Annotated in this window: 19 protein-coding genes and 1 pseudogene; 12 read left to right on the top strand and 8 right to left on the bottom strand. The window is 55.7% G+C overall.

Annotated features, from left to right (window positions below; all coding sequences use genetic code 11):
* Positions 1-78, top strand: a pseudogene (locus CMQ96_RS13205) (oxaloacetate decarboxylase beta chain); the annotation flags it as partial.
* Positions 79-204: 126 nt separating this feature from the next.
* Positions 205-903 carry a triphosphoribosyl-dephospho-CoA synthase gene (locus CMQ96_RS13200; protein WP_098066901.1) on the top strand — a complete coding sequence of 233 codons (699 nt, stop codon included), beginning with the start codon at positions 205-207 and terminating at the stop codon, positions 901-903.
* A 26-nt stretch (positions 904-929) separates the two neighbouring features.
* Here the strand turns inward: CMQ96_RS13200 and degS are convergent, their stop codons facing one another.
* From degS to zapG, 3 genes are all read right to left on the bottom strand, one after another.
* Positions 930-1988 (bottom strand): outer membrane-stress sensor serine endopeptidase DegS, encoded by a 1059-nt coding sequence (degS, locus tag CMQ96_RS13195; RefSeq protein WP_004134703.1) that lies wholly within the window; start codon positions 1986-1988, stop codon positions 930-932.
* 86 nt (positions 1989-2074) lie between these two features.
* A complete protein-coding gene (gene degQ, locus CMQ96_RS13190) occupies positions 2075-3442 on the bottom strand; it encodes a serine endoprotease DegQ (protein ID WP_024358764.1) in 1368 nt (455 codons plus the stop codon).
* 172 nt (positions 3443-3614) lie between these two features.
* A complete protein-coding gene (gene zapG / locus CMQ96_RS13185) occupies positions 3615-4013 on the bottom strand; it encodes a Z-ring associated protein ZapG (protein ID WP_004125749.1) in 399 nt (132 codons plus the stop codon).
* A 190-nt stretch (positions 4014-4203) separates the two neighbouring features.
* Here zapG and zapE point away from each other — a divergent pair, with 190 nt between their 5' ends.
* From zapE to CMQ96_RS28880, 6 genes are all read left to right on the top strand, one after another.
* A complete protein-coding gene (zapE, locus tag CMQ96_RS13180; RefSeq protein ID WP_049100555.1) occupies positions 4204-5337 on the top strand; it encodes a cell division protein ZapE in 1134 nt (377 codons plus the stop codon).
* Between the two features lie 219 nt (positions 5338-5556).
* Positions 5557-5985: a 50S ribosomal protein L13 gene (gene rplM, locus CMQ96_RS13175; protein ID WP_004106200.1), complete on the top strand. Its 429-nt coding sequence runs from the start codon at positions 5557-5559 to the stop codon at positions 5983-5985.
* Between the two features lie 15 nt (positions 5986-6000).
* Positions 6001-6393 (top strand): 30S ribosomal protein S9, encoded by a 393-nt coding sequence (gene rpsI / locus CMQ96_RS13170; protein WP_000829815.1) that lies wholly within the window; start codon positions 6001-6003, stop codon positions 6391-6393.
* A gap of 311 nt (positions 6394-6704) precedes the next feature.
* Positions 6705-7343, top strand: coding sequence for a stringent starvation protein SspA (gene sspA, locus CMQ96_RS13160; RefSeq protein WP_004134697.1), 639 nt, complete (start codon positions 6705-6707; stop codon positions 7341-7343).
* A 3-nt stretch (positions 7344-7346) separates the two neighbouring features.
* Positions 7347-7835, top strand: coding sequence for a ClpXP protease specificity-enhancing factor (gene sspB / locus CMQ96_RS13155; RefSeq protein WP_098066903.1), 489 nt, complete (start codon positions 7347-7349; stop codon positions 7833-7835).
* Positions 7836-8145: 310 nt separating this feature from the next.
* The gene (locus tag CMQ96_RS28880; protein WP_223226930.1) at positions 8146-8241 is read left to right on the top strand and encodes a DUF1120 domain-containing protein; all 96 of its coding nucleotides are present in this window, start codon (positions 8146-8148) and stop codon (positions 8239-8241) included.
* Between the two features lie 173 nt (positions 8242-8414).
* On the opposite strand, the gene gltD is transcribed toward CMQ96_RS28880, so the two are convergent.
* Positions 8415-9833, bottom strand: coding sequence for a glutamate synthase subunit GltD (gltD, locus tag CMQ96_RS13145; protein ID WP_024358762.1), 1419 nt, complete (start codon positions 9831-9833; stop codon positions 8415-8417).
* 9 nt (positions 9834-9842) lie between these two features.
* Positions 9843-14303 (bottom strand): glutamate synthase large subunit, encoded by a 4461-nt coding sequence (gltB, locus tag CMQ96_RS13140; RefSeq protein WP_049250658.1) that lies wholly within the window; start codon positions 14301-14303, stop codon positions 9843-9845.
* Positions 14304-14976: 673 nt separating this feature from the next.
* On the opposite strand from gltB, the gene CMQ96_RS13125 reads away from it, so the two are divergent.
* The 4 genes from CMQ96_RS13125 to mtgA all read left to right on the top strand — a co-directional run bounded on the left by CMQ96_RS13125 (position 14977) and on the right by mtgA (position 20004).
* Positions 14977-15912 carry a TIGR01212 family radical SAM protein gene (locus CMQ96_RS13125; protein ID WP_098066900.1) on the top strand — a complete coding sequence of 312 codons (936 nt, stop codon included), beginning with the start codon at positions 14977-14979 and terminating at the stop codon, positions 15910-15912.
* Between the two features lie 142 nt (positions 15913-16054).
* Positions 16055-18394, top strand: coding sequence for an aerobic respiration two-component sensor histidine kinase ArcB (gene arcB, locus CMQ96_RS13120; protein ID WP_024358760.1), 2340 nt, complete (start codon positions 16055-16057; stop codon positions 18392-18394).
* 234 nt (positions 18395-18628) lie between these two features.
* On the top strand, positions 18629-19282 hold the full coding sequence (elbB, locus tag CMQ96_RS13115) for an isoprenoid biosynthesis glyoxalase ElbB (RefSeq protein ID WP_004139768.1): 654 nt from the start codon (positions 18629-18631) through the stop codon (positions 19280-19282).
* Positions 19279-20004, top strand: a complete 726-nt coding sequence (mtgA, locus tag CMQ96_RS13110; RefSeq protein WP_004139770.1) for a monofunctional biosynthetic peptidoglycan transglycosylase — start codon at positions 19279-19281, stop codon at positions 20002-20004. The genes elbB and mtgA overlap by 4 nt, the downstream gene beginning before the upstream one ends.
* A 53-nt stretch (positions 20005-20057) precedes the next feature.
* On the opposite strand, the gene npr is transcribed toward mtgA, so the two are convergent.
* The 3 genes from npr to ptsN are packed head-to-tail and all read right to left on the bottom strand — an operon-like array spanning position 20058 to position 21715.
* Positions 20058-20330 (bottom strand): PTS phosphocarrier protein NPr, encoded by a 273-nt coding sequence (gene npr, locus CMQ96_RS13105; protein ID WP_004139771.1) that lies wholly within the window; start codon positions 20328-20330, stop codon positions 20058-20060.
* Entirely contained in the window at positions 20327-21181 is an 855-nt protein-coding gene (gene rapZ, locus CMQ96_RS13100; protein WP_004106169.1) for an RNase adapter RapZ, read from the bottom strand. The genes npr and rapZ overlap by 4 nt, the downstream gene beginning before the upstream one ends.
* Before the next feature lie 45 nt (positions 21182-21226).
* Positions 21227-21715, bottom strand: a complete 489-nt coding sequence (gene ptsN / locus CMQ96_RS13095) for a PTS IIA-like nitrogen regulatory protein PtsN (protein WP_004125714.1) — start codon at positions 21713-21715, stop codon at positions 21227-21229.
* Positions 21716-21718: the final 3 nt, after the last annotated feature.

Raw genomic sequence — 21718 nt, 5'->3', positions numbered from 1 at the left:
ATGGGCCCGAACGTGGCGGGAGTGATTGGCTCGGCGATAGCCGCCGGGGTGATGCTCAAGTACGTGCTGGCGATGTAGTTCTGTGCTCTTCCCGGAGGCGGCGCGTTGCGCCTGTCCGGGCTACGGGATCGCAGATGACTGTATACCCGTAGCCCGGGTAAGGCGTCAGCCGCGACCCGGGAGATTTCCTGTAAGGAGACTTTGATGAATGAAACCATAGCATTACGTCCTGACAGCAGGGCGTCGGCAAAGGACAGCGTTGTTGATTACACCCTTGCGTCGCTGGAGGAACTTGAACAACTGCATCCGGCTCTGAATCTGCTGGCGCACCCATCAATCGCTCAGGGTAGCCATGATTTTTTTGTCCGTTGCTATGACGCTGGCGTACGGCATGCGCAGGCCGGGGCCGCTGAAACGGTGGCGGCTTTACCTGATTCGCTGACACATGAGCAGCAAGGGAGCGGGCTACTGTGTGCGGCTGCCGGGCGTCTGGAAATTCTTGGTCAGCCGCTGACGCACAATCGTCTGTGCGACCTCGCCGGTCAGTTCTGTGCTGGCATTGCGGATGTTGATAGCGAAATCCGCAGCGGTTTCTATACCGTGCGCAGCATATCGCTGCCGGTTTACCGGCGGCTGCTGCGGGATAAGCATTCATATGGCATCTGCCTGCAGCAGGCGCTGCTGCATCTGCTGGCCTGGAAAAGTGATTCCCCCTGGGCGCGGCAGCAGGCCCAGCGGTTGCTCTGGCAGGGGGGAGTTCTGGGTGATAACGGCGAGTTTGCGCTGATGACGCTCGATGATGAACTGCGGGAGCGCCAGTTTGCGTGGCCCGGACTGTGGTCGCTGCTGGCCGTGACCGGGTTTCTGGCGAAATTCCCGGCCGGGCCATTGTTTGCTGATTGAAAAGCGCTCCCCTGGCGGGGAGCCTGTTAATTGGTCGCAGGATATTCCTGGACGGCGATATGCAGCGTAAGTTTTTTATCATCGCGCATAATCACCACCGGAATTTCCGAGCCCGGGCGAATCTCTGCGACCTGGTCCATGGTTTCCAGGGCGGAAACGGCGGGCTTGTCGTTAACCGAAATAATGACGTCGTTGGCGCGGATCCCTGCCTGGGCGGCCGGGCCTTCCGGCGCAACATCATTCACCACGATCCCCTGCAGCTGATCGATCCCGCCGCCCTGCGCATGCAGCGGCGCAATTTCGCGGCCGCTGATCCCTATATAGCCGCGAATAACGCGGCCATCGCGGATCAGCTTATCCATAATCTTGGTTGCCAGCTGGAAAGGGATCGCAAAGCCGATCCCTTCCGGCGTTTCGCCATCGTTGCTTTTATCAAATGACAGGGTATTGATACCCATCAGCTCGCCCAGCGAGTTCACCAGCGCGCCGCCGGAGTTACCGTGATTGATTGACGCGTCGGTCTGCAGGAAATTCTGGCGCCCGGTGGGGTTCAGGCCGATACGGCCGGTGGCGCTGATAATGCCCTGGGTAATGGTTTGCCCAAGGTTGTACGGGTTGCCGATCGCCAGCACGACGTCACCGATATGCGGCACGCGTTTCGGGTTAATCGGAATCACCGGCAGGCCGCCGCTGGCGTTGATTTTTAACACCGCCAGATCGGTGAGAGTATCCGAGCCGACCAGCAGCGCTTCAAAAACCCGACCATCCTGTAGGGCCACGATAATCTGATCGGCATCGTTGATAACGTGCTTATTGGTCAGGATATAGCCGCGCTGATCCATGATCACGCCGGAACCGAGCGTTAGCTGGTTATGGCTGGTGCTGTTGAGTGCCCGGTTATAGACGTTCACGACCGCCGGGGCGGCGCGGCGAACGGCGGAATTATAGCTGGCGGGGGATTCATCCGCGCTATCGTATTGCGTGGTCGGCGAAAGCTGCCACTGGCGCAGCGAAGGCATAACGGCCAGCAGCAGACCGCCGACAATCAAACCAATAAGTATCGAACGTAAAAGCTTTCCAGGCATGATGCAGATATCGTTGATGGATGGACAGGCGCAGCATAACACGTCTTGTCCGGACATCGCACTGCACGCGATGCCCGGAAGGCGAGTTAACGCAGCAGCAGATAGATGCTTTCGCTGCCGCGAACGACGTTCAGCGCAATCACCGTCGGCTTGCTTTCAAGCACTTTTCGCAGTTCAGCAATGGACCTTACGCGCTCGCGGTTGAGGCCAATAATGATGTCGTCTTTATGCAGCCCCGCCTGGGCGGCAGGGCTGGCTTTATCGACATTATCAATGACGACGCCTTTGGTCCCGTCTTTCATCTGACCGTCGCTTAACGATGCGCCCTGCAGGGCTGGCGCGATAAGTTCGGCGCTGGCGGAAGAAGAGGTGCTCTTGTCGAGGGTGACTTCAACTTCTACGGGCTTTCCTTCGCGCAGGAGCCCCAGCTTCACCTTGGTCCCCGGCTCGGTCGTGGCGATGCGGGAGCGCAGTTCGGCGAAGCTGTTGAGCGGCTTGCCGTTCAGGCTGACGATAACGTCGCCAGATTTGATGCCCGCTTTGGCCGACCCTGAATTTGGCAGCACTTCGCTGACGAAAGCGCCGCGCTGGACGTCGAGATTCATCGCTTTGGCGATATCCGCGCTCATTTCCATGCCTTTGATGCCCAGCAGGCCGCGTTTGATTTCACCAAACTGAATAAGCTGCTGGGAGAGGATTTTCGCCATATTGCTGGGGATCGCGAAGCCAATGCCGACGCTGCCGCCGCCCGGGGCCAGAATGGCGGTGTTGATGCCAATCAGCTCGCCGTTGAGGTTCAGCAGCGCGCCGCCGGAGTTGCCGCGGTTGATTGAGGCATCGGTCTGGATAAAGTTCTCCAGCCCTTCAAGATTCAGGCCGCTGCGGCCAAGGGCTGAAATAATCCCGGATGTGGCGGTCTGACCCAGACCAAACGGGTTACCGACGGCGACGGCGAAATCGCCTACCCGCAGCTTATCGGAGTCGGCGATCGCGATTTGCGTCAGATTGCTGGGTTTTAACAGCTGCAGCAGGGCGATATCGCTCTGCTCGTCGCTGCCGACCAGTTTGGCATCGAACTCGCGACCATCGTTAAGCTGGACGCTGATTTTCTGCGCCTGATTAATCACGTGATTATTGGTCAGCACGTAGCCTTTTGCCGCGTCAATGATGACCCCAGAACCCAGGCCTTCAAACGGCTGCGCCTGCTCTTGCGGCGCATTGTCGCCAAAGTACTTCTTCAGCTCTTCCGGCATATTCTGCGCGGGTGACGCGGTGCCCTCAACCTGTACGCTCACCACCGCCGGCAACACTTTTTCCAGCATCGGCGCGAGGCTTGGCAACGCGCCCTGGCCGGGAACCTGTGTCGGTAAAGACGCTGCTGCCGGAGGTAAGGCGGACAACGACAACCCAACGCTTAACGCTAACGCACTTAACAGCAAAGTCTGTTTATTCATTAGATGCTGGCTCTCGTAACCTGAGGTGTATGGGAAACGTCCCGAATGGTCCGATGTTATTGAATTTTCGGCCCGGTAACAATGTGGGCGATAGTTAAATTGTAGCTGGGATGAGAGGTTGAAACGGGCGCTGAGGGTGCGCCCGGAAAATATTTTTACTGTCGTTGGCGGATTAGTCGCGCTTTACGCCGCCGCGCAGCAGGCCGGAGGCGCCTTCAGAGTAGTCGCGCGGCATCTGGACCGGAGCCTGATCGTTGCCCGCTTCAGACTCTTCCAGACGATTGCGGAACGGATTGGCGTCCGCCATGCTGTCCGGCAGCAGGTTGCTGGAACTTTTCGCCATATGCTGATACAGCTGGCGGTAATCATGCGCCATGTTATCCAGTAGCTCTGCGCTCCGGGCAAAATGGCTTACCAGCTCTTCGCGGTACTCTTCCAGCTCTGCTTTATTCTTTTCCAGTTCAAACTGCAGCGCCTGCTGTTGGCGTAATTTGCGATTGCCAAAACGCATCGCGACGGCGCCGATAATGATGCCGACAACTAGCCCAATTAGCGCGTATTCCCAGGTCATGAACATCTCCCGTTGTTTTGTGGTTCCGTAGGATGGCTGTGAGGCTCTCCGCCTGCGCCCGATAGTGCCACTATAACCGCTAATTCCACAGAAGTGGAATCCTGGCGTATCATCACGTAGTGTAGAGCGGCCTTTTTTTCGTCAATCGTGAGCTACGGCATTACGGTTTTCAAGGAATAAGAATTAGATCATGCAAAGCCTGTCCCCAACATCGCGTTACCTTTCCTCTCTCAACGAGGGGAGCCACCAACCTGACGACGTACAGCGAGAAGCGGTCAGCCGCCTCGATACGATTTTTCATGAATTGCAGAATAAACCTTCGGCAGCGCCGCAAACCGGCGGCGGTTTACGGGCGAAATTCGGCAAGCTGCTGGGCAAGCGCGAACCCGTTGCCGAAACGGTCGCGGTTCGCGGTCTCTATATGTGGGGCGGGGTCGGCAGGGGGAAAACCTGGCTGATGGACCTGTTCTATCAAAGCCTGCCGGGAGAACGTAAACAACGTCTGCATTTTCATCGGTTTATGCTGCGGGTACATGAAGAGTTAACGACGCTGCAGGGGCACAGCGATCCGCTGGAAATCGTTGCGGACCGTTTCAAAGCTGAAACCGACGTGCTCTGCTTCGATGAGTTTTTCGTCTCTGATATTACCGATGCGATGCTGTTGGGCGGTCTAATGAAAGCGCTGTTCGCTCGCGGCATAACCCTGGTGGCGACATCGAATATTCCTCCTGACGAGCTGTACCGGAACGGCCTTCAGCGCGCCCGTTTCCTGCCCGCCATCGACGCCATTAAGCAACATTGCGATATCATGAATGTCGACGCCGGTATTGATTACCGCCTGCGCACGCTGACCCAGGCGCATCTGTGGCTGTCGCCGCTGAATGCTGAGACCCAGCAGCAGATGGATAAATTGTGGCTGGCGCTGGCAGGTGCGAAGCGCGAACAGGCGCCGACGCTGGAGATCAACCATCGTCCGCTGCCGACGCTGGGCGTAGAGAACCAGACGCTGGCGGCGTCGTTCGCCACGCTGTGCGTGGATGCGCGCAGCCAGCATGACTATATTGCGCTCTCGCGTCTGTTTCATACCGTGATGCTTTTTGAGGTGCCGGTGATGACTGGGCTGATGGAGAGCGAGGCGCGGCGCTTTATCGCCCTGGTTGATGAGTTCTATGAGCGCCACGTTAAACTGGTGGTCAGCGCGGCGGTACCGCTTTATGAGATCTATCAGGGTGAGAGGTTAAAATTCGAGTTCCAGCGCTGTTTGTCGCGCCTGCAGGAGATGCAGAGCGAGGAGTATCTGAAGCGGGAACACTTACCGGGGTAAAACCGGGTACAAATCACATAAAGGGGTCGATCTTTGACCCCGACTTCTCTATAATCTTGCGACCCCACGTTACGAGAAGGTTTTTTTCCCAAAACTTTCTATGTGCCGGCATAGGCTATTCGAAGGGGTAGGTTTGCTGGACAATGTCGTGTGAACCTCAACTGACTAAACGTTTGGGTGTTCACCAACGTGTAACTTATTTATTTGGGTAAGCTTTTAATGAAAACTTTTACAGCTAAACCAGAAACCGTAAAACGCGACTGGTATGTTGTTGACGCGACCGGTAAAACTCTGGGCCGTCTGGCTTCCGAACTGGCTCTGCGCCTGCGCGGCAAGCATAAAGCGGAATACACTCCGCACGTTGATACCGGTGATTACATCATCGTTCTGAACGCAGAAAAAGTTGCTGTAACCGGCAACAAGCGCGAAGACAAAATGTACTACCACCACACCGGCCACATTGGTGGTATCAAAGAAGCGACCTTTGAAGAGATGATTGCCCGCCGTCCTGAGCGTGTGATTGAAATCGCGGTTAAAGGCATGCTGCCAAAAGGCCCGCTGGGTCGTGCTATGTACCGTAAGCTGAAAGTTTACGCGGGTAACGAGCACAACCACGCGGCACAGCAACCGCAAGTTCTTGACATCTAATCGGGATTATAGGCAATGGCTGAAAATCAATACTACGGCACCGGTCGCCGCAAAAGTTCCGCAGCTCGCGTTTTCATCAAACCGGGCAACGGTAAAATCGTTATCAACCAGCGTTCTCTGGAACAGTACTTCGGTCGTGAAACTGCCCGCATGGTAGTTCGTCAGCCGCTGGAACTGGTCGACATGGTTGAGAAATTAGATCTGTACATCACCGTTAAAGGTGGTGGTATCTCTGGTCAGGCTGGTGCGATCCGTCACGGTATCACCCGCGCTCTGATGGAGTACGACGAGTCCCTGCGTGGCGAACTGCGTAAAGCTGGTTTCGTTACTCGTGATGCTCGTCAGGTTGAACGTAAGAAAGTCGGCCTGCGTAAAGCACGTCGTCGTCCTCAGTTCTCCAAACGTTAATTGTTTTCTGCTCACGCAGAACAATTTGCGAAAAAACCCGCTTCGGCGGGTTTTTTTATGGATAAATTTGCCATTTTCCCTCTACAAACGCCCCATTGTTACCACTTTTTCAGCATTTCCAGAATCCCCTCACCACAACGTCTTCAAAATCTGGTAAACTATCATCCAATTTTCTGCCCAAATGCAGGTGATTGTTCATTTTTTGTTTGGATGACGAACGAAATGAAGTCACGCAAATGGGGTTTTTACATCTGGCTGGCCATGCGTGGTCGGCAGCAGTACAAAAATTCTGAATATACCTGGAGGTTTTCATGGCTGTCGCTGCCAACAAACGTTCGGTAATGACGCTGTTTTCTGGTCCTACTGACATCTATAGCCATCAGGTCCGCATCGTGCTGGCCGAAAAAGGTGTTAGTTTTGAGATAGAGCACGTGGAGAAGGACAACCCGCCTCAGGATCTGATTGACCTCAACCCGAATCAAAGCGTACCGACGCTTGTGGATCGTGAGCTCACTCTGTGGGAATCTCGCATCATTATGGAATATCTGGATGAGCGTTTCCCGCATCCGCCGCTCATGCCGGTTTACCCGGTGGCGCGTGGGGAAAGCCGTCTGTATATGCAGCGTATCGAAAAGGACTGGTATTCGTTGATGAATACCATTCAGACCGGTACCGCTGCGCAGGCTGATACTGCGCGTAAGCAGCTGCGTGAAGAACTGCAGGCGATTGCGCCAGTTTTCACCCAGAAGCCCTACTTCCTGAGCGATGAGTTCAGCCTGGTGGACTGCTACCTGGCACCACTGCTGTGGCGTCTGCCGGTTCTCGGCGTAGAGCTGGTCGGCGCTGGCGCGAAAGAGCTTAAAGGCTATATGACTCGCGTATTTGAGCGCGACTCTTTCCTTGCTTCTTTAACTGAAGCCGAACGTGAAATGCGTCTCGGTCGGGGCTAAATGATGGATGTATCACAGCTGACGCCGCGTCGCCCGTATCTATTACGAGCGTTCTATGAGTGGCTGCTGGATAACCAGCCGACTCCGCATCTGGTCGTTGACGTCACTCTGCCGGGCGTAATGGTCCCGATGGAGTACGCTCGCGATGGGCAAATTGTTCTCAATATTGCCCCACGCGCTGTCGGTAACCTCGAGCTGGCCAACGACGAAGTGCGTTTTAACGCGCGCTTCGGCGGCGTGCCGCGCAATGTCTCCGTGCCGATGGCTGCCGTACTGGCGGTTTACGCGCGTGAGAATGGCGCAGGGACCATGTTCGAACCGGAAGCGGCCTATGATGAAGATGTCACTAGCCTGAACGATGACGAAGAGCTGCCTGACAGCGAAACGGTCATGTCGGTGATCGATGGCGATAAGCCGGATAATCACGACGACGATCCCGACGATACGCCGCCTCCTCGCGGTGGGCGTCCGGCGCTGCGCGTCGTAAAATAATCTTTGCCAGGCCCTTCGGGGCCTGTTTTATATCTTAATTCACATCTGAATTTGATAACATCATTGAAAATGAGCGAAGCGTGTTTCTGAACATGCTTCGCTTTTTTTATCCTATAGTCGGCGGCCTTGGTGTAAATAGACCCGTTTTAGTTCCCGGATTTTTTTGCGATCCCGGCCAAATTGACCCTGGCCCAATACTTTATGCCGCCAACAATCTGAACATGGATTTTACCGTGACCGCGGAGGCGGCGGGGTATACACCGACTTTAGTAATAACGACGTCGTTGATTTTGGCTCGCGGCATGTCGGCTTGCTATCAACCACCGCCTTTACCCAACTGGGCGCGCGGGACATCACTTTAACGATTCACTGTGAGACGTCCACCGGGATCGCCATTACGGCATGAGATGCCCGCGCCAGTTCCGCTATCACAGGCAAAGACGCCTTTACAGATAAGCGCAGCGGTTGGGGATAATATCAGAAGCGGGCAGAAGGTGTAGCTGGACGGCGAGGCGGTAATCAGCATTGTTTATCTTTGAATAAAGAGCTTGCGGGCACGGAGCCCGCAAGCTTCTCATTTTACACTTCCAGATAGTTCAGGATCCCGTCAGCCGCCTTACGGCCTTCGGCAATCGCCGTCACCACCAGGTCGGAACCGCGAACGATATCACCCCCGGCGAAGATTTTCGGGTTGCTGGTCTGGAAGGCGTTGTCGCTGCCTTCCGGCGCAATCACGCGGCCCTGAGAATCGAGCTCGACGCTGTGCTTCGCCAGCCATTCCATGCTGTGTGGACGGAAACCAAACGCCATTACAACGGCATCGGCGGGCACCACATGCTCAGAACCGGCCACGATTTCCGCGCGGCGGCGGCCTTTCGCATCCGGCTGGCCCATCTCTGTACGCGCCATCTTCACGCCGCATACCTTACCGTTGGCATTCACTTCAATGCCCAGCGGTTGGACGTTGAACTGGAACTCCACGCCTTCTTCACGCGCGTTTTTCACTTCGCGCTTCGAGCCCGGCATGTTCTCCTCATCACGGCGATAGGCGCAGATGACGTGAGTGGCGTTCTGGCGAATCGAGGTCCGCACGCAGTCCATAGCGGTGTCGCCACCGCCAAGAACCACGACGCGCTTGCCTTCCATGCTGACGTACGGCTCGTCCGCCGTTTCGCCAAAGCCCATGATCTGTTTGGTATTGGCGATCAGGAACGGCAGCGCATCAAAGACCCCGCTAGCGTCTTCGTTTTCCAGCCCGCCGCGCATGGACTGATAGGTCCCGACGCCGAGGAACACCGCATCGTAATCTTTCAGCAGATCGTCGAGCTGTACATCGCGGCCCACTTCGATATTAAGTTTGAACTCGATGCCCATGCCGGTGAAGATCTCGCGACGGCGGGTCATCACCTCTTTTTCCAGCTTAAACGCCGGAATACCAAAGGTCAGCAGACCGCCGATTTCCGGATGGCGATCGAAAACCACCGCCTTCACGCCGTTGCGGGTCAACACGTCGGCGCACGCCAGGCCCGCTGGACCCGCGCCGATAATGGCGACGGTTTTACCGGTTTGCTTTACGCCGGTAAGGTCGGGGCGCCAGCCCATTTCGAACGCTTTATCGTTGATATAGCGTTCGATGTTGCCGATGGTGACCGCGCCGAACTCATCGTTCAGCGTGCAGGAACCCTCGCACAGACGATCCTGTGGGCAAACGCGCCCGCAGACTTCCGGTAAGGTATTGGTTTGATGCGACAGCTCCGCCGCTTCAAAAATACGTCCTTCATTAGCCAGCTTCAGCCAGTTCGGGATGTAGTTATGCACCGGGCACTTCCATTCGCAGTACGGGTTGCCGCAGGACAGGCAGCGGTCCGCCTGTGCTTTGGCCTGGCCTTCTGAAAACGGCTCGTAAATTTCCACAAATTCAATTTTACGGATCTTCAGCGCTTTCTTTGGCGGATCAACTCGCTGTAAGTCGATAAATTGATAGACATTCTGACTCATCTTAACCCCTTACTGCGCCTGCACCCGCAGCTCAGCTGCGGAACGACTACGGTGACCCAACAGTGCTTTAACATCGCTGGACTTCGGTTTAACCAGCGCAAACTTCGCTGAGAAGGCCGGCCAGTTAGCCAGGATCTCTTCGCCGCGCTGCGAGCCGGTAAGCTGCACGTGCTCGGTAATCAAACCGCGCAGGTGCTCTTCATGGATGGCCAGAGAGTCAACGTCCAGCACTTCTACCAGTTCAGGGTTCACGCGTTTGCGGAAGTCGCCATCTTCATCCAGAACGTAACCAAAGCCGCCGGTCATGCCTGCGCCAAAGTTGACGCCGGTTTTACCCAGCACGCAGACGATGCCGCCGGTCATGTATTCACAGCCGTTGTCGCCAATACCTTCGACGACGGTGATCGCGCCGGAGTTACGCACCGCGAAACGCTCGCCCGCACGGCCCGCAGCATACAGGCGACCGCCGGTCGCGCCGTACAGGCAGGTGTTGCCGATGATGCTGGCTTCGTGGCTACGGAAGGCCGAGCCTACCGGAGGACGAATGGCGAGCAGGCCGCCGGCCATCCCTTTACCCACATAGTCGTTCGCATCGCCAGTCAGATGCAGTTCGACGCCGCCGGCATTCCACACGCCGAAGCTCTGGCCCGCAGTACCGCTAAAGTGGGCGACAATCGGGTCGGCAGCGAGACCCTGGTCGCCGTGAGTCTGGGCGATATAACCGGACAGCGATGCGCCAACGGAGCGATCGGTGTTGCGGATATCGAACCAGAACGTTTTGCTCTGCTTGCTGTCAACAAACGGTTTCGCCTGCTGCAGAAGCTGGGCATTGAGTACGCCATTGTCGAACGGCGGGTTGTTCTCCGTGCAGTACAGCGCTTTGCCAGGATGCGGCTCAGCGGTTTCCAGCATCTTGCTCAGATCCAGCTTCTGCTGCTTGGCGGTAAATCCGTCCAGCTCTTTCAGCAGGTCGGTGCGACCAATCAGATCCACCAGACGCTTCACGCCCAGCTGCGCCATCAGCTCGCGAGTTTCGCGGGCGATGAATTCAAAGTAGTTGGTCACTTTAAACGGCAGACCGTGATAGTGGTTCTTACGCAGTTTGTCGTCCTGGGTTGCTACGCCGGTTGCGCAGTTGTTCAGGTGGCAAATACGCAGATATTTACAGCCCAGCGCGACCATTGGGCCGGTACCGAAGCCGAAGCTCTCAGCCCCGAGGATGGCCGCTTTGATGATATCAAGGCCGGTTTTCAGGCCGCCGTCCACCTGCAGACGAATTTTGTGGCGCAGCCCGTTGGCAACCAGCGCCTGCTGGGTTTCCACCAGTCCCAGTTCCCACGGACAGCCTGCGTACTTCACTGAAGAGAGCGGGCTGGCGCCGGTGCCACCGTCATAGCCAGCGATGGTGATTAAATCCGCGTAAGCTTTTGCCACGCCGGTGGCGATAGTCCCGACGCCCGGTTCGGAAACCAGCTTCACGGAGATCATCGCCTTCGGGTTGACCTGCTTCAGGTCGAAAATCAGCTGCGCCAGATCCTCGATAGAGTAAATATCGTGGTGCGGCGGCGGGGAGATCAGCGTCACGCCCGGCACGGAATAGCGCAGTTTGGCGATGTAGGGCGTCACTTTATCGCCCGGCAGCTGGCCGCCTTCGCCAGGCTTCGCGCCCTGAGCGACTTTAATCTGGATAACGTCGGCGTTGACCAGATAAGCGGGGGTTACGCCGAAGCGGCCGGAAGCAACCTGCTTAATGCGCGAGACTTTATTCGTGCCATAGCGCGCCGGGTCTTCGCCGCCTTCGCCGGAGTTGGAATTACCGCCGATGCTGTTCATCGCTTCCGCCAGCGCTTCGTGCGCTTCGGGGCTCAGCGCGCCGATAGACATCGCCGCGGTATCGAAGCGTTTGAACAGCTCGCTGGCCGGCTCAACGTCTTCCAGGCTCACCGTGGTGCCGTCCGGCGTCACGGCCAGCAGATCGCGCAGCGTTGCCGCCGGACGCTCGTTAACCAGCTTCGCGTACTGCTGGTAATCACCGTATTCGCCGCTTTGTACCGCTTGCTGCAGGGTACGCACCACGTCCGGGTTGTAGGCGTGATATTCGCCACCGTGGACGTACTTCAGCAGGCCGCCCTGGTCCAGCGGTTTACGCGCCAGCCAGGCACGTTTCGACAGGTTCAGCAGATCCTGCTGGAAGTCATCGAAGCCCGCGCCGCCGATGCGGCTGACGACGCCCTGGAAGCACAGGTCGGAGACGTCGCGATGCAGGCCGACCGCTTCAAACAGCTTCGAGCAGCGATAGGACGCAATGGTCGAAATCCCCATCTTCGACATGATTTTATACAGACCTTTGTTGATGCCGTTACGATAGTTCAGCATCACCGCGCGGTACTCTTTGTCGATGGCTTTGTTATCCACCAGCTTCGCCAGGGTTTCATAGGCGAGGTACGGGTAGATAGCCGTCGCGCCGAAGCCGAGCAGCACGGCAAAATGGTGCGGATCGCGGGCGCTGGCGGTTTCGACAATAATGTTGGCATCGCAGCGCAGGCTCTTATCGACCAGTCGGGTCTGAATTGCGCCGACCGCCATCGGAGCCGGTACCGGCAGACGGTTTTTCGCGATGTTGCGGTCAGAGAGCACCAGCAGAACGGTACCGTTACGTACCATTTGTTCGGCTTTATCGCACAGCGCCTTCACGGTTTCAGCCAGCGTGGTTGCGGTGGCATCAAAAGTGATATCCAGGACGTCGGCGCGATAGTGCTCCTCTTCCATGGTGGTCAGCTGTTTAAAATCGGAGTACAGCAGAATCGGCGATTTGAAGCTCAGGCGGTGCGCCTGGCCTTCCGCTTCGCAGAAGACGTTCATTTCACGGCCGATGCTGGTGGCCAGCGACATGACGTGCGCTTCGCGCAGCGGATCGATCGGCGGGTTGGTCACCTGCGCGAACTGTTGGCGGAAGTAATCGTAAATGATACGCGGCTGGCTGGAGAGCACGGCAAATGGGGTATCGTCGCCCATTGAGCCGACCGCCTCCTGGCCGTTTTCACCCAGAACGCGCAGGACGGAGTCCAGCTCTTCAGCGCTGTAGTTAAACTGTTTCTGGTAGCTGGCGAGGGTATCATCGTCCAGCTGGCGGCTACCGACCTCTTCATCCGGCAGATCTTCGAATGGCACCAGGCGACGGACGTTTTTCGCCATCCACTCTTTATATGGGTGGCGGCTTTTCAGATCGTTGTCGGTTTCCGCGGAGTGCAGAATACGCCCCTCGCGGGTATCGATAACCATCAGCTCGCCCGGGCCGACGCGGCCTTTTTCGACCACTTCATCCGGCTGGTAATCCCAGATCCCGACTTCGGAAGCGCAGGTGATGAGCTTGTCTTTGGTGATGACGTAGCGCGCCGGGCGCAGACCGTTACGGTCGAGGTTACAGGCGGCATAGCGACCGTCGGACATGACGATGCCCGCCGGGCCGTCCCACGGCTCCATATGCATGGAGTTAAAGTCGAAGAACGACCGCAGGTCTGGATCCATATCCGGGTTGTTTTGCCAGGCTGGCGGCACCAGCAGGCGCATGGCTCGGATGATATCCATCCCGCCCGCCAGCAGCAGCTCCAGCATGTTATCCATGGAGCTGGAGTCAGAGCCGGTTTCATTGACGAACGGCGCGGCGTCGTGGAGGTCCGGGATCAGCGGCGTCTGGAACTTATAGGTACGGGCGCGGGCCCACTGGCGGTTGCCGGTGATGGTGTTGATCTCGCCGTTGTGCGCCAGATAGCGGAACGGCTGCGCCAGCGGCCAGCGCGGCACGGTGTTGGTGGAAAAGCGCTGGTGGAACAGGCAGATCGCCGACTCCAGGCGCAGGTCCGCAAGATCCAGGTAGAAGCGCGGCAGATCCGCCGGCATACACAGACCTTTATAAATGTTGACCAGGTTCGACAGGCTGCAAACGTAGAAATCTTTATCTTCCTGCAGGCGTTTTTCGATACGGCGACGCGCGATGAATAAACGGCGCTCCATGTCGCGCGGACGCCAGCCAGCCGGGGCGTTCACAAAGATTTGTTCAATACGGGGCAGCGAGGAGAGGGCGATTTCACCAAGAACGCCTTCATTAGTCGGCACATCGCGCCAGCCAACGATAGACAGCGTTTCGCGTTGAAGTTCTTCTTCGACGATGCGGCGTGCCGCTTTGGCCAGTTCAGGATCCTTATTAAGGAACAGCATCCCAACGGCGTAATTTTTGGCTAAACGCCAGCCGCGCTCTTCCGCAACAATTCGGAAGAAACGATCGGGTTTTTGTAGCAGCAAGCCACAACCGTCGCCGGTTTTTCCATCGGCAAGAATCGCGCCGCGGTGCTGCATTCGGGCCAGTGCGTGTATAGCGGTTCGCACTACCTTGTGGCTAGGTTCGCCTTCTATGTGGGCGATCAGGCCGAAACCACAGTTATCCCTCTCAAGGGATTTATCGTACAACATATCAGTGAACCTCCCCAGGCTCTACGGGACACCCTCCGATACCGATTGCGCACGGGCACAGAAAGAGCATGGCGACGGGGTTTACACCTCGCATTCGCCCTCTTTAAATCCTTTTCGCGTCGGTACACAAGTTTGAGGACTTGCTGTTAAGAGGGAATCTCAATTACTGCATAAATATGATGAGCAGAGCGCTCATCCAGAAAGCTTCCAGCGGATTCCCAACTTATCGGGAATCCACACATACGTCAAATGGCAATCTTATTTATACAAAAATGTGCTATACAACATCTAATATACTGATTTTTAATAAAATAACGGTCTTTTGAATGCCAGGGAAGCGCAGGGAACGGCTTGATCGAGTGTGATCTGTCTCACTATATCGACGGCACGCTATTATCGTTCTGTGCTGAAGTGTTCATTTATTGCAGTTTTTTAAACTGGTTTTTGTTTGATTAAAAGTTATTGATACTGTTTTATGCCCTGGTAAAGATAATGGCAAATCAGAGGCTATATATAAGGAAAACTCATTACCATGATGGTGAATTAAATTGCAGTTATCTTGATTATTTATGCAATGAGATAAGCGGCCGCGTTGACGATTGATCCAGGTCATCGCCGTCGGTAGCTAAAAATGGCAGGCTTGGCCCCTTTCTTAAGGCCGGTCTATCAGATTATGCAGTTACAAAAATTAGTCAATATGTTTGGTGGGGATCTTATGCGCCGCTACGGTGAAAAGGTTCATAAACTGACGCTGCACGGTGGATTTAGTTGCCCAAATCGCGATGGCACCCTTGGTCGCGGCGGCTGTACGTTCTGTAATGTCGCCTCTTTTGCCGATGAAGAACAGCAGCACCGCTCGATCGCTGAACAGCTGGCCCATCAGGCGCAGCGGGTTAACCGCGCAAAACGCTATCTGGCCTATTTCCAGGCTTATACCAGCACCTTTGCCGAGGTACAGGTACTGCGCTCCATGTATCAGCAGGCGGTCAGCCAGGCGAATATCGTCGGGCTCTGCGTGGGCACTCGCCCGGACTGCGTCCCCGGAGCGGTATTGGATCTGCTGTCTGAATATCGGCAGCAGGGTTATGAAGTCTGGCTCGAGTTGGGTTTACAAACCGCGCACGATAAAACGCTGCGCCGAATTAATCGCGGCCACGATTTTGCCTGCTACCAGCGTACAGCCCGTCTGGCGCGCGAGCGGGGCCTCAAAGTGTGCAGCCACCTTATCGTTGGCCTGCCGGGTGAAGGGCAGAGCGAATGCCTTGAAACGCTAAAACAGGTGGTAGAGACCGGCGTAGACGGCATTAAGCTGCATCCACTTCATATTGTGAAGGGCAGCATTATGGCCAGGGCGTGGCAGGCCGGAAGGTTGCAGGGTATTGATCTGGCGGACTATACGGTCAGCGCAGGCGAGATGATCCGCCATACCCCGCCAGAGGTGATTTATCACCGTATTTCCGCCAGTGCTCGACGTCCGATGCTGCTGGCGCCGCTGTGGTGTGAGAACCGTTGGACCGGGATGGTTGAGCTGGATAAATATCTCAATGAATACGGCGTTCAGGGGTCAGCTATTGGTCGTTGCTGGAGATCTCCGGCCGCTACCGAATAACGTCATCGCCAGCCGCATTCCGGCTGACTGCTACCCCCAGGCAGGCGCGTAACTACAATCCTTCCCGCATTTTTCGCACAACTTACAGCGTCTTGCTCAGAATTGAGTATTATTGTGCGAAGTTGTCGCGAAGGAATCCCTTATGAAGCAAATCCGTATGCTGGCGCAGTATTATGTTGACCTGATGATGAAGCTGGGTCTGGTGCGCTTTTCCATGCTGCTGGCCTTTGCGCTGGTGGTGCTGGCGATCGTCGTGCAGATGGCCGTTACTATGGTGCTGCACGGCCAGGTGGAAAGTATTGATGTGATCCGCTCTATCTTCTTTGGTTTGCTGATTACGCCGTGGGCGGTTTATTTCCTGTCGGTGGTCGTTGAGCAGCTGGAAGAGTCCCGGCAGCGTCTTTCGCGGCTGGTGGAGAAACTGGAGGAGATGCGCGAGCGCGATCTCAAGCTGAATGTGCAGCTTAAGGACAATATCGCCCAACTTAATCAGGAAATCGGCGAACGTGAAAAAGCTGAAGCGGAACGTGAAACGACGCTTGAACAGCTGAAAATTGAGATGAAGGAGCGTGAAGAAACGCAAATTCAGCTTGAACAGCAATCGTCCTTTTTGCGCTCCTTCCTTGACGCTTCACCGGACCTGGTTTTCTATCGTAATGAAGATAAAGAGTTTTCAGGCTGTAACCGCGCCATGGAACTGCTGACCGGTAAAAGCGAAAAACAGCTTATTCATCTGAAGCCGCAGGATGTCTACAGCGAAGAGGTGGCGGAGAAGGTGCTGGAGACGGATGAGAAAGTCTTCCGCCATAACGTTTCGCTCACCTACGAGCAGTGGCTGGATTATCCGGACGGGCGCAAGGCCTGCTTTGAAATCCGCAAAGTGCCCTATTATGACCGCGTCGGTAAGCGGCGCGGCCTGATGGGGTTCGGTCGTGATATTACGGAGCGTAAGCGCTATCAGGACGCGCTGGAGCGGGCCAGCCGCGATAAGACCACCTTTATCTCAACGATCAGCCACGAGCTGCGTACGCCGCTTAACGGCATCGTCGGGCTGAGCCGAATCCTTCTCGATACCGACCTGACCGACGAACAGGAAAGATACCTGAAAACCATCCACGTCTCAGCGGTAACGCTGGGTAATATCTTCAATGATATTATTGAGATGGATAAGATGGAGCGGCGTAAAATTCAGTTGGATAACCAGCCGGTTGATTTCACCGGCTTCCTTGCCGACCTTGAAAACCTCTCCGGCTTGCAGGCGCAGCAGAAAGGGCTGCGCTTTGTGCTGGATCCTTCGCTTCCGCTGCCGCATAAAGTGATCACCGACGGAACGCGTTTACGCCAAATCTTGTGGAATCTAATCAGCAACGCCGTGAAGTTTACCCCGCAGGGTGGGAGCGTGAACGTGCGCGTGCGCTATGACGAAGGGGACATCCTGCACTTTGAAGTGGAAGATTCAGGCATTGGCATCCCTGAAGCGGAACAGGATAAAATTTTCGCCATGTATTACCAGGTGAAAGATAGCCAGGGCGGCAAGCCAGCGACAGGTACCGGCATCGGACTCGCCGTGTCGCGGCGTCTGGCGCGTAATATGGGCGGCGACATTAGCGTTGCCAGCCTGCCGGGTAAAGGGGCCACGTTCACGCTCACCGTACACGCGCCGGCCGTGGCTGAAGAGGTTGAAGACACGCTGGCGGAAGATGAAATGCCATTACCTGCGCTGAACGTGCTGCTGGTGGAAGATATTGAGCTCAACGTGATCGTGGCGCGTTCGGTACTGGAGAAGCTGGGCAACAGCGTGGATGTGGCGATGACCGGTAAGGCTGCGCTGGAGATGTTTGTACCCGGCGAGTACGATCTGGTTCTGCTCGATATTCAACTACCGGATATGACTGGGCTCGATATTTCTCGTCAGCTGAAACAGCGCTTTGCCGCCGATGAGCTTCCCCCGCTAGTTGCGCTTACCGCTAACGTCCTGAAGAACAAGACTGAGTATCTGGAAGCGGGAATGGATGATGTCCTGAGCAAGCCGTTATCGGTTCCGGCATTAACCGCGATTATCAAAAAATTCTGGGATGCGCCGGAAGAGGAGGAGAATGAGATGCCATCTGTAGATATCAGTAAATCAGCTTCCGTACTGGATATTCCGATGCTTGAGCAGTATATCGAACTGGTAGGGCCGAAGCTGATTAATGACGGTCTGGCCGTTTTCGAAAGAATGATGCCGGGCTACATGGCGGTTCTGGAATCAAATTTAACCGCTCGCGACCAGAAAGGTATCGTCGATGAGGGGCATAAGATAAAAGGCGCTGCGGGCTCTATCGGTTTGCGCCATATCCAGCAGCTAGGCCAGCAGATCCAAACCCCGGATTTACCGGCCTGGTCGGATAACGTTGGCGAATGGGTTGAAGAGATGAAATCCGAATGGCAAAACGATGTCGCGGTACTGAAGGCGTGGGTAGCGGCGGCAGATAAAAAATGACCCCGGATAAACCGGGGTGCGCGAATACTGCGCCAACACCAGGGAACGGGTCATTGCGCCAGAATCATTTGAGTGATTTTTTTACACGGCGCAACCTGAGGATTTGGCTTACTCGCTCATTAAGATAGCAAACCTTAAATATTTTGTTACGTGAAACAGTAAAATATGTGAAGCATAGCGAGTAAATCAAAATTTTTGACTGCTTTCATAAACTTGTACTAAGGGGCTGATGTGATGAAGAAAATTGGTGTCGTGCTGAGCGGTTGCGGCGTTTATGACGGAAGCGAAATTCATGAAGCCGTTATTACCCTGCTGGCTATTGCCCGCAGCGGCGCTCAGGCTATCTGCTATGCGCCTGATAAAGCGCAAACCGATGTTATCAATCACCTGACCGGCGAAGCGCAGGCGGAAAGCCGTAATGTGCTTGTGGAAGCGGCGCGTATCGCGCGCGGAGAGATTCAGCCTTTAGCAAACGCCCGGGCGGATGCGCTGGACGCGCTGATTGTGCCCGGCGGTTTTGGCGCGGCAAAGAACCTCAGCAATTTTGCTTCGCAGGGAAGTGAATGTGAAGTGGATAGCGATCTCAAGGCCCTGGCGCTGGCGATGCATCAGGCGGGTAAACCGTTGGGCTTTATCTGTATCGCTCCGGCGCTGTTGCCTAAAATATTCTCTATTCCGCTACGCGTCACTATTGGTACCGATCTTGATACCGCCGATGCGGTAGAGGAGATGGGGGCCGAACACGTGCCTTGCCCGGTCGATGACATTGTGGTTGATGAAGACAATAAAGTGGTGACGACTCCCGCGTATATGCTGGCGCAGAACATCGCCGAAGCGGCGAGCGGAATTGAAAAGCTGGTTGCTCGCGTATTGGTTCTGACGGCATGACATTTCGCTTTTCGCCGTTGCGCTTGATTAAACGTTTTTTGCTGAGGCTGCTGCTGGCTTGCGCGGTGCTATGGGGCGGCGGGGTTGCTCTGTTTAGCATCGTCCCCGTCCCGTTTTCAGCGGTGATGCTGGAGCGGCAGCTCGGCGCCTGGCTCTCAGGGAATTTTCATTACATCGCCCATTCCGATTGGGTGGGCATGGATGAAATTTCTCCGTGGATGGGGCTGGCGGTTATTGCCGCGGAAGACCAGAAATTCCCGGAGCACTGGGGGTTTGACGTCCCGGCGATTGAGAAGGCGCTGGCGCACAATGAACGCAATGAGAACCGCATCCGCGGTGCGTCAACCCTGTCGCAGCAGACGGCAAAAAACCTGTTCCTGTGGGATGGTCGCAGCTGGCTAAGAAAAGGGCTGGAGGCGGGGCTGACCGTTGGCATTGAGACGGTCTGGAGCAAAAAGCGGATCCTCACCGTTTATCTGAATATTGCGGAGTTTGGTGAAGGGACGTTTGGCGTTGAAGCCGCATCACAGCGCTATTTTCACAAACCGGCCAGCAGATTGACGGCTGCTGAAGCCGCGCTTTTAGCGGCGGTTTTGCCTAATCCCATTCGCTTTCGCGCTGACGCGCCGTCGGGTTATATTCGCAGCCGCCAGGCGTGGATCCTGCGCCAGATGAGGCAGTTAGGCGGGGAAGGGTTTATGCGGGCGAATCAGCTACATTGATGATTTCACGGCTCAGTACCCCGGAAGGCGCGCTGCGACCGGGGGAGTGAAATCTAATCCTCATCAAACCCGGCGTTGAACAGCGCGATAACCGCTGCCAGCGCCTCCACTTCTTGCGGGCCGTTGGCTTCAATCTCAATCTGCCGCCCTTTAGCTGAGTCAAGCATCAGCAGGGCAATCACGCTATTCGCTTCAGCTACAGTTCCTTCATCATTGCGCAGCAGCACTTCAGCATCGTAGTTCTGCATTAATTCAAACAGCTTCATCGCCGGGCGAGCGTGCATCCCCAGCTTATTGGTGATTTCAACGGTTTGCTTAACGGTCATGATTTGCGTTTTTCCAGCGTCCGATGACGGGACTGCACGTTCTTACCGCGCGAGCGGAAGTAGTCAGCCAGCTGTTCGGCGATGTAAACCGAACGGTGTTTACCACCGGTACAACCAATAGCTACCGTCAGATAGCTGCGGTTATTGGTCTCCAGCATAGGTAACCATAGCTCAAGATAGCTGCGGGTCTGGTAAATGAAATTGTGAACTTCCGTGTGCCGGTCGAGGAAGGCGGCCACGGGTTTATCCAGACCGGTCATCGGGCGCAGCTTCGGATCCCAGTGCGGGTTCGGCAGGAAGCGTACGTCGAAAACGTAATCAGCATCAATGGGAATACCGTGCTTAAAGCCAAAGGATTCAAACACCATCGTCAGCTCGCGTTCGCGCTTGCCTAACAAACGCGTGCGCAGCATTTCTGCCAGCTCATGTACCGACATTTCTGAGGTATCGACGATCAGGTCAGCGCGGGAACGCAGAGGTTCCAGCAGGTCGCTCTCTTCATCAATGGCGCTCTCCAGCGACAGGTTTTTGCTGGAGAGGGGATGCAAACGACGCGTGTCGCTGTAGCGGCGAATCAAGGTGTTACGATCGGCATCCAGGAACAGCAGCTGAGGTGAAAACTCTGCGGGCAGATTTTTCATCGCCTGCTCGAAGATTTCCGGCGACTCAGGCATGTTTCGCACGTCAATACTGACCGCGGCCGAGATGTTTCTGTCGGCGAGCGAGCGCGCCAGCTCGGGCAAGAGCACAACCGGCAGGTTATCCACGCAGTAAAAACCCATATCTTCCAGCGCTCGCAGGGCGACGGATTTCCCCGACCCTGAACGGCCGCTGACGATCATCAGTACCATGTACCGTTTCTCCTCAGTACGAAAAAGCGTAAGGTGCGGCTTTCGTTACGCCTCATTATTGCTTCCCGCTTCAGTGATGATTTCATACAGCTCTTCATCGCTTTGCGCAGCGCGCAGACGGCGGCAAATTGTTTTATCGGCCAGACGTTTCGCCACCAGCGAGAGCGTATGCAGATGCGTCTTAGTTTGATCGGCCGGGACGAGAAGGGCAAACAACAGATCGACGGGTTGGTTGTCGATAGCATCGAAAGCAATGGGGGTTTCCAGCTGGACAAACACGCCCACGGCCCGCAGCGTATCCTCTTCGAGTTTGCCATGGGGGATTGCAATGCCGTTGCCAATCCCGGTACTGCCCATTTTCTCACGGGTAAGGATCGCCTCGAACACTATCTGGGACGATAAGCCTAACTGCTTTGCCGCCAGCTCGCTGATGATTTCCAGCGCGCGTTTCTTGCTCTGGCAGTGAACCTGGCTACGGGTACATTCCTGGTTAAGGACATTGCTCAGTTGTAGAGCCGAATCGTTATTTATCATAAT

This window comes from Klebsiella sp. MBT K-1 (assembly GCF_002556465.1).
Classification (GTDB): domain Bacteria; phylum Pseudomonadota; class Gammaproteobacteria; order Enterobacterales; family Enterobacteriaceae; genus Klebsiella; species Klebsiella grimontii.
The sequence above is the reverse complement of the archived record's forward strand: the minus strand, read 5'-3'. Positions and strand labels throughout refer to the sequence as shown.

Coding starts and splice junctions, on each gene's coding strand:
- degQ (WP_024358764.1), bottom strand. CDS start 3,442: ATGAATAAACAGACTTTGCTGTTAAGTGCGTTAGCGTTAAGCGTTGGG.
- degS (WP_004134703.1), bottom strand. CDS start 1,988: ATGCCTGGAAAGCTTTTACGTTCGATACTTATTGGTTTGATTGTCGGC.
- ptsN (WP_004125714.1), bottom strand. CDS start 21,715: ATGATAAATAACGATTCGGCTCTACAACTGAGCAATGTCCTTAACCAG.
- arcB (WP_024358760.1), top strand. CDS start 16,055: ATGAAGCAAATCCGTATGCTGGCGCAGTATTATGTTGACCTGATGATG.
- rapZ (WP_004106169.1), bottom strand. CDS start 21,181: ATGGTACTGATGATCGTCAGCGGCCGTTCAGGGTCGGGGAAATCCGTC.
- zapG (WP_004125749.1), bottom strand. CDS start 4,013: ATGACCTGGGAATACGCGCTAATTGGGCTAGTTGTCGGCATCATTATC.
- mtgA (WP_004139770.1), top strand. CDS start 19,279: ATGACATTTCGCTTTTCGCCGTTGCGCTTGATTAAACGTTTTTTGCTG.
- npr (WP_004139771.1), bottom strand. CDS start 20,330: ATGACCGTTAAGCAAACCGTTGAAATCACCAATAAGCTGGGGATGCAC.
- rpsI (WP_000829815.1), top strand. CDS start 6,001: ATGGCTGAAAATCAATACTACGGCACCGGTCGCCGCAAAAGTTCCGCA.
- gltD (WP_024358762.1), bottom strand. CDS start 9,833: ATGAGTCAGAATGTCTATCAATTTATCGACTTACAGCGAGTTGATCCG.
- CMQ96_RS13125 (WP_098066900.1), top strand. CDS start 14,977: ATGCAGTTACAAAAATTAGTCAATATGTTTGGTGGGGATCTTATGCGC.
- zapE (WP_049100555.1), top strand. CDS start 4,204: ATGCAAAGCCTGTCCCCAACATCGCGTTACCTTTCCTCTCTCAACGAG.
- sspB (WP_098066903.1), top strand. CDS start 7,347: ATGGATGTATCACAGCTGACGCCGCGTCGCCCGTATCTATTACGAGCG.
- rplM (WP_004106200.1), top strand. CDS start 5,557: ATGAAAACTTTTACAGCTAAACCAGAAACCGTAAAACGCGACTGGTAT.
- sspA (WP_004134697.1), top strand. CDS start 6,705: ATGGCTGTCGCTGCCAACAAACGTTCGGTAATGACGCTGTTTTCTGGT.
- elbB (WP_004139768.1), top strand. CDS start 18,629: ATGAAGAAAATTGGTGTCGTGCTGAGCGGTTGCGGCGTTTATGACGGA.
- CMQ96_RS13200 (WP_098066901.1), top strand. CDS start 205: ATGAATGAAACCATAGCATTACGTCCTGACAGCAGGGCGTCGGCAAAG.
- gltB (WP_049250658.1), bottom strand. CDS start 14,303: ATGTTGTACGATAAATCCCTTGAGAGGGATAACTGTGGTTTCGGCCTG.